6 protein-coding genes and 1 pseudogene are annotated in these 5,934 nt (G+C 56.3%); 6 read left to right on the top strand and 1 reads right to left on the bottom strand.

All coding sequences use genetic code 11. The features are described 5' to 3' along the window. Window positions 1-172: 172 nt before the first annotated feature. Window positions 173-955 (bottom strand): shikimate dehydrogenase family protein, encoded by a 783-nt coding sequence (locus tag ABJD00_RS03980; RefSeq protein ID WP_413853598.1) that lies wholly within the window; start codon window positions 953-955, stop codon window positions 173-175. A gap of 90 nt (window positions 956-1,045) precedes the next feature. Here ABJD00_RS03980 and ABJD00_RS03975 point away from each other — a divergent pair, with 90 nt between their 5' ends. The 6 genes and pseudogenes from ABJD00_RS03975 to ABJD00_RS03950 all read left to right on the top strand — a co-directional run. Beyond that, entirely contained in the window at window positions 1,046-1,708 is a 663-nt protein-coding gene (locus ABJD00_RS03975) for a GntR family transcriptional regulator (RefSeq protein WP_348410097.1), read from the top strand. A 31-nt stretch (window positions 1,709-1,739) separates the two neighbouring features. After that, on the top strand, window positions 1,740-2,753 hold the full coding sequence (locus tag ABJD00_RS03970; protein WP_348410095.1) for an ABC transporter substrate-binding protein: 1,014 nt from the start codon (window positions 1,740-1,742) through the stop codon (window positions 2,751-2,753). A gap of 58 nt (window positions 2,754-2,811) precedes the next feature. Beyond that, window positions 2,812-3,579, top strand: a complete 768-nt coding sequence (locus ABJD00_RS03965) for an ABC transporter ATP-binding protein (RefSeq protein WP_348410093.1) — start codon at window positions 2,812-2,814, stop codon at window positions 3,577-3,579. Continuing rightward, on the top strand, window positions 3,572-4,366 hold the full coding sequence (locus ABJD00_RS03960) for an ABC transporter permease (RefSeq protein WP_348410091.1): 795 nt from the start codon (window positions 3,572-3,574) through the stop codon (window positions 4,364-4,366). The genes ABJD00_RS03965 and ABJD00_RS03960 overlap by 8 nt, the downstream gene beginning before the upstream one ends. Continuing rightward, window positions 4,366-5,571, top strand: coding sequence for an FAD-dependent oxidoreductase (locus tag ABJD00_RS03955; RefSeq protein ID WP_348410089.1), 1,206 nt, complete (start codon window positions 4,366-4,368; stop codon window positions 5,569-5,571). The genes ABJD00_RS03960 and ABJD00_RS03955 overlap by 1 nt, the downstream gene beginning before the upstream one ends. Window positions 5,572-5,764: 193 nt before the next feature. Then, window positions 5,765-5,934: pseudogene (locus tag ABJD00_RS03950) on the top strand (IS6 family transposase); the annotation flags it as partial.

Here is a 5,934-nt window from a genome sequence, read left to right as displayed (position 1 = left end):
GGGAAAGGATCAAACGAAAGACGCTCGAAGCGCGCCGCTTGCAACACAGACAACGCGCCGCATAATCAAACCAACAAGATGAGCCAAACTCTCTCTTAGTTTAGGTCGCCATTGGTTCCAAAAACTCTGACGACCGACACTCCAGTTTTCAAGAAGTAGTCAACAAAGCGTTTCAATCTCGGAAAAGAAACGCCATCTGGGCCTCGACTTGGCAGCGCCCCATGTCCTCCGCATCGATTGCGATTTTCTTCATCTGTTCCGCGGTTTTCAAAAACTGGCTTTCCCCGTGCTGACCAGCAATATCACAGACTGCTTTACAACTTGATACAACGTGAAGGGAGAACAGAGGCGCGGCGTTTGCATTTTTCCCATTCGGGGTTGCATCAATCAGAATGTCTGCGGGGCCACCGTCGCCGATCGAAGTGTTTGGCCAGAACCGTTCGACCAAAGAAACGGTCTGCGCCAGTCGCGTTTCGTCTGCGTCTTCAAGGATCACTTGCGCCGCTCCCGCTTGGCAAAGGGCGTCGACGATGGCACGGCCTGCGCCCCCTCCGGCGCCTTTGATCTGAACAGATGCCCCGTACACGCCAACCTCTGCCCCTGCAATAGCCTGCAACAGCGCCGTGCCGTCAGTTGCATCGCCACACAGCGATCCGTCATCTTCGCGCCGCACCGTGTTCAGCGCGCCCAAACGGGTGGCGCGTGCGGTCAGGGTATCAACCTGCGCAAATGCCGATTGCTTATGTGGATAGGTGATTGAGCACCCCAGAAAGCTGTTTGACGCGCGCTGCAAATCCCAGAAACTCGCGATGTTCGTTGCGGGGATGTTCAACGGCATCATGCAAGCGTCAATGCCGTTCGCGTTAAACCACGCATTGATCGAAGGCGGGGATACAACTCCCTCGACAGGATCCCCGATGATCGCAAACAGCTTGGTTTTACCTGTAACACCCACTTTAATCCTCGGCCAAAAAATGAAGGTTGACATAAATGAGGGTGTATATCTTAAAATGTCCAATGTTTTTGTTTTTGCGGTGTATTAAATATGTTCTCTAGAAAGTCATCGGATGACAGCACGATTGTAGAGCTGCTGGCCTCGTCACTGCGCCGCGATATTGCGTTCGGGACTTTGTTGCCCGACCAAAAGCTGAAGATAAACGAGCTGCGGACCCGCTATGGTGGCTCTAACCATTCAATGCGCGAGACGTTGCGTATCTTGTCGACCGAAGGCTTGGTCGAGGCTACCGCACAACGTGGGTTTCGCGTCACCTCGGCTACTGAGGACGACGTGCGCGATATCGCGATGGTCCGCTGCGAGGTCGAAAAGCTGGCCTTGTCACGCGCGATCGAGCTGGGCGACATCGCGTGGGAGGGCCGTGTTATGGCCGCGCACCACGCCTTGCAAAAGGCTGAGGCAGCGGCGGCAACTAACCCCGACGATCTGATCGCACTTGAATGGGATGAAGCCTGCCGCGCCTTTTCCTTTGCGCTGACCGACGCCTGCGACAGTCCGCGGTTGATTGATTTGCAACGCAAGTTCTTTGATCAAAGCCGCCGCTTTCGTTTGGAGCAAATGCGCGAAGGACGCTTGGATTGGGCGGCGAGACAACGGCGACAAAAAGGATTGCTTGAGGCGGTTCTGGCGCGCCAGGCCGAGGACGCATTAACGCTATTACAAGAAGACGTCGCAGCAGAGCTTCGACAATAAATACAACGAACTGTCATATCGGGAGGATATCATGACACATCTAAATCGCCGTAAGGCACTGGCCCTCATGGGCGGCACTGTCGCGGCGGCCGGGCTTGCAGCTCCAGCTTATGCGCAAAATAAAACAATCAAAGTAGGTGCGCTTCGGTTCACATCGCATTCCGCAAGCTTCATCGCAAAAGAGCGCGCATATTTCGCGGATGCTGGGTTGAACGTCGAATTTGAATTCTTCCAAGCCGCCACACCAATGGCCGTTGCGATTGCATCCGGCGACGTGGACTACGCGGTCACGGCTGTCTCGGGCGGTCTGATCAACTTGGCTGAAAAGGGTGCAATCAAAGTCATCGGTGGCGCGCTGAGCGAAGAAGACGGCATTGACGGCCAGAAATTCTTGGCCTCTGACGCGGCATTCCAAGCGGGTGTAACGTCGTGTGCAGCTTTGGACGGCAAACGGTATGCAGTCACACAACCTGGGTCGTCTTTCCACTACATGGGGTCCAAGATGGCACAGGCCGAAGGCATTGATCTGTCGTTCGTGCCGCTGCAAAAAGTCGGCGCGATCATTGGTGCCATGAAATCTGGTCAGGTTGACGGCTGGTCCATCGTGCCGCACATCGCCAAGCCTTTGGCGGGCTCTGGCGCGCTGCATATCATCGGCAATGTTGCGGATTATCTGCCCGATTATCAGGTGACGACTGTGTTCACATCCGCCAAAAATGCGGCGGACGAACGCGGCCAAACCGAAAGCTTCTTGAACGGGTTCTCAAAGGGCGCAGACGATTATGCCGCCGCGATGATAGACGGCACTGCCGATCAGGACGCGATGGTCGATCTGATCCACAAGTACGTCTACACAGACCGCGAGCGGGCCAAAGCCGCACCTTCGATCATCAACGGCACCATGCGCATCAACAAAGGGGCTGCGCTAAACATCGCCTCGATCCGGGATCAGTTGAGTTGGTTCCAATCTGAGGATCTGGTGGATGCGAGCATCTCGATTGATCAGCTGGTTGATCAGTCCTACGTGGACATCATCGGCGCTTAAATTATCAAGGCGGGGCTGGCGCAAAGCTGGCCCCGCTTTTCGTTGCAAAGGGATACCTATGGATATTCGGCTGGATGGCATAGGCCATTCCTATGACGATTTTGAAGTCATGCGCGACATCTCGCTGGATATTTCAAGCGGTCAAATCGTGTGCATTGTAGGCCCGTCTGGCTGCGGTAAATCCACGTTGTTGCGGTTTATTGGCGGGTTGGAAAGGCCCAAACTGGGTCGTGTTTTGCAACTGGGCGAACCGCCCAAAGGGTGTTTGAACCCGCTGACTTACATTTTCCAAGATTTTGCGCTGCTGCCGTGGCGGTCTGTATCTGGCAACATCTCATTGGTGCTGGAGGACCACGGTATCAAAGGCTCTGCCGCCAAAGCCATTATTGACGATGTCCTTGCGCGAACCAAGCTGATCGATTTTGCCAAGGCATTGCCCAAGCAATTGTCCGGTGGCATGAAACAGCGCGTGGCCATCGCACGTGCCTTGGCTGTGAACCCCGCGGTGATGCTGATGGATGAGCCGCTGTCGGCGCTCGACAGTCAGACCCGCGAATTGTTGATGGATGATCTGGTAGAGCTGTGGACACGCAAGCCGTTCACCGCCGTCTACGTCACGCACAACTTGGCCGAGGCCGTGCGCCTTGGACATAAAGTCGTGGTTCTGTCCCGTAGGCCGGGGCAAATCCGTGAGATCGTTGAAATTGATAAACCCTTGGCCGAGCGCGCGTTCGGTGATGTCGACCTCGACCGCGCCCAGAAACACCTATGGCAATTGATGCGCGACGAAGCGCGGGCTGCCGATGCAGAGTTGCTTCATGGATAATACAGGAAAATCCGTCGTGTTTCGCGGTGGTGGCTTTGCGCCACAATCACGCCGTTGGGTCGGGGTATTGGTATTTGTCGCGCTAATCCTGTTCGTTGAATGGGGAACGCGCGCGGGGTGGATATCATCGCTGTCGCTGCCACGCCCGTCAGATGTGCTCGACACATTCCGCCAGCTTTATGGCAGTGGGCTGCTCTTTAAGCATCTAATCCCCAGCCTGTCGCGCCTGTTTGTCGGTGCGCTAATCGGTGCCAGCATCGGGATCGCCGTCGGTATCATGATCGGTCTGTTTTCCTATGTGCGCTCTGGCCTTGTGCCGCTTGTGGCTGCGATCTTTCCAATTCCGAAAATCGCACTGCTGCCGCTGTTCGTGATCTGGTTCGGCATCGGTGAGGGATCAAAATACGCGCTGATCGCCTTTGGGACGTTTACCCCGACCGTCGTGGCCACCTATGGTGCGGTTGATAATGTCGACCGTACGCTGATCCGAATGGGCCAAAGCTTTGGCCTGTCGTGGTGGTCAATCGTGCGCAAAATCGTGTTGCCGGGTGCAATGCCTGGCATCTTGTCGGGCCTGCGGATCAGTCTGGCCATCGCCATCATTTTGCTTGTCGCCGCCGAAATGCTGGGCGCGGAATACGGGATCGGCGCTTATATTCTTGAGGCAGGCTCGCTTTACGATCTAGAACGCCTCTTTGTCGGTGTCGTGATCCTGTCGCTCTTGGGTGTCATTCTAAGCGGTGTCATCGGGATGTTTGAGCGCCGCTTGCTTGGCTGGCGGACCTGATGCGCAAGCCCGAATGCGACTATGACGTCGTTGTCGCTGGCGGCGGGGCTGGCGGCGTCGGTGCGGCATTGGGGGCGGCCAAAGCAGGTGCGCGGGTTTTGCTGGTCGAGAAATACGGCTTTCTGGGCGGTGCTGCGACCACCTCCCAAGTCTTGGCCTATTGCGGTTTTTTCCAACAAGGGCCGGAACCGATCAAGGCGGTAGATGGAGCCGCCGATCTGGTCTTGGATGAATTGCGCAGGCTGGGTCTTGATTGCGCACCTTTCTCATCGCCAACCACCCAGAACTGGATCATCTTGCTAGAATCCGAAGCGGTCAAACTTGCGCTGGACCGCGTACTTGCCGCCAACGGCGTCGAGGTTCTGCTGCACACGCGCATCGCCGCTGCCACCCGCACAGCTGACAAAATCCAATCCGTGACGCTGGCGGGTATGGACGGTCGCACCCGTGTTTCAGCCGAAAGCTTTGTTGACGCGACGGGTGACGCCAATATGTCGCTGGTTGCGGGCGTGCCCTGCCGGACCGGCGATCTGGACGGCAAATTACAGGCGATCTCTGCGCCCATCCGTATCGGCGGTCGTGACCAAAACATCCCCATCGACCGAGAGGCCATCATAGCTGCGTTCAAATCCTATGCAGGTGACTGGCCTTCTGCCCGAGACGACGGGGGCATTTTCACCATCGTCCCGAACACCGGAGAAATGTGGTGGATGATGTTTGACCACCCGATGGACGACCTAAGCTCGACCAGCTTTTCGAATGCGGAAAGGGCATCCCGCGAAGCAGCCTATGATTATGTCGCGCTCTTGCGCGCCCATGTTCCGGGCTTTCAAAACGCCTATGTCGTACAAACCGGACCCCAGATCGGCATCCGCGAAAGCCGCCATCCCGCCGCGCGCTATGAGCTGACCTATGAGGACATCGCAACAGGGCGTCAGCGCGAAGACGGCGTTGCAAAAGCGGCTTGGCCCATGGAAGATCATACAATTCCGGGCAAGCCAGTTTATACGCCCGTCGGTGGAGAAGGATGGGCGTCCATCCCACTGGATGCCTTGCGCGCAAAGGGCATCGACAACCTGTATTTTGCCGGGCGCACAATAGGCGCGGACCCACGTGCCTATGCATCGATCCGCGTCATGGGCACCGCCTTTGCCACAGGCGACGCGGCAGGCCGTGCAGCCGCGCATATGTTGATAACCTATTAGATGGAGGCACGCCCGATCTGCTCTTGTGGAGAGCTAAAGATTACAATAGCGGTGGCCACGGCAGTGTCAGAGGAAACTGACTTGAACAGGGCAGGCCGGTTTCGTAGCGTTTTGGGATGAAAAAACGCTCCCCTTTGGTCTTGTCAGAATAACTTGGCTTGAGCAGGGTAGGGCGGTCGCATAGCTTTCTTCCATGACCAAACCCGCCTCATTCAAATACTTCAAAACCAGTCCCGAGATCATTCGTCTTGCAGTGATGCTGTACGTTCGGTTTCCACTTTCGCTGCGGAATGTCGAAGACCTGCTTCACGAACGCGGGATCGATGTCAGCCACGAAACTGTCCGTTATTGGTGGAATAGGTT

Origin of the sequence: Tateyamaria sp. (assembly GCF_039945315.1) — a bacterium.
In the GTDB taxonomy this organism is placed as follows: Bacteria; Pseudomonadota; Alphaproteobacteria; order Rhodobacterales; family Rhodobacteraceae; genus Tateyamaria.
This window is presented reverse-complemented; position numbering and strand designations above follow the sequence as displayed.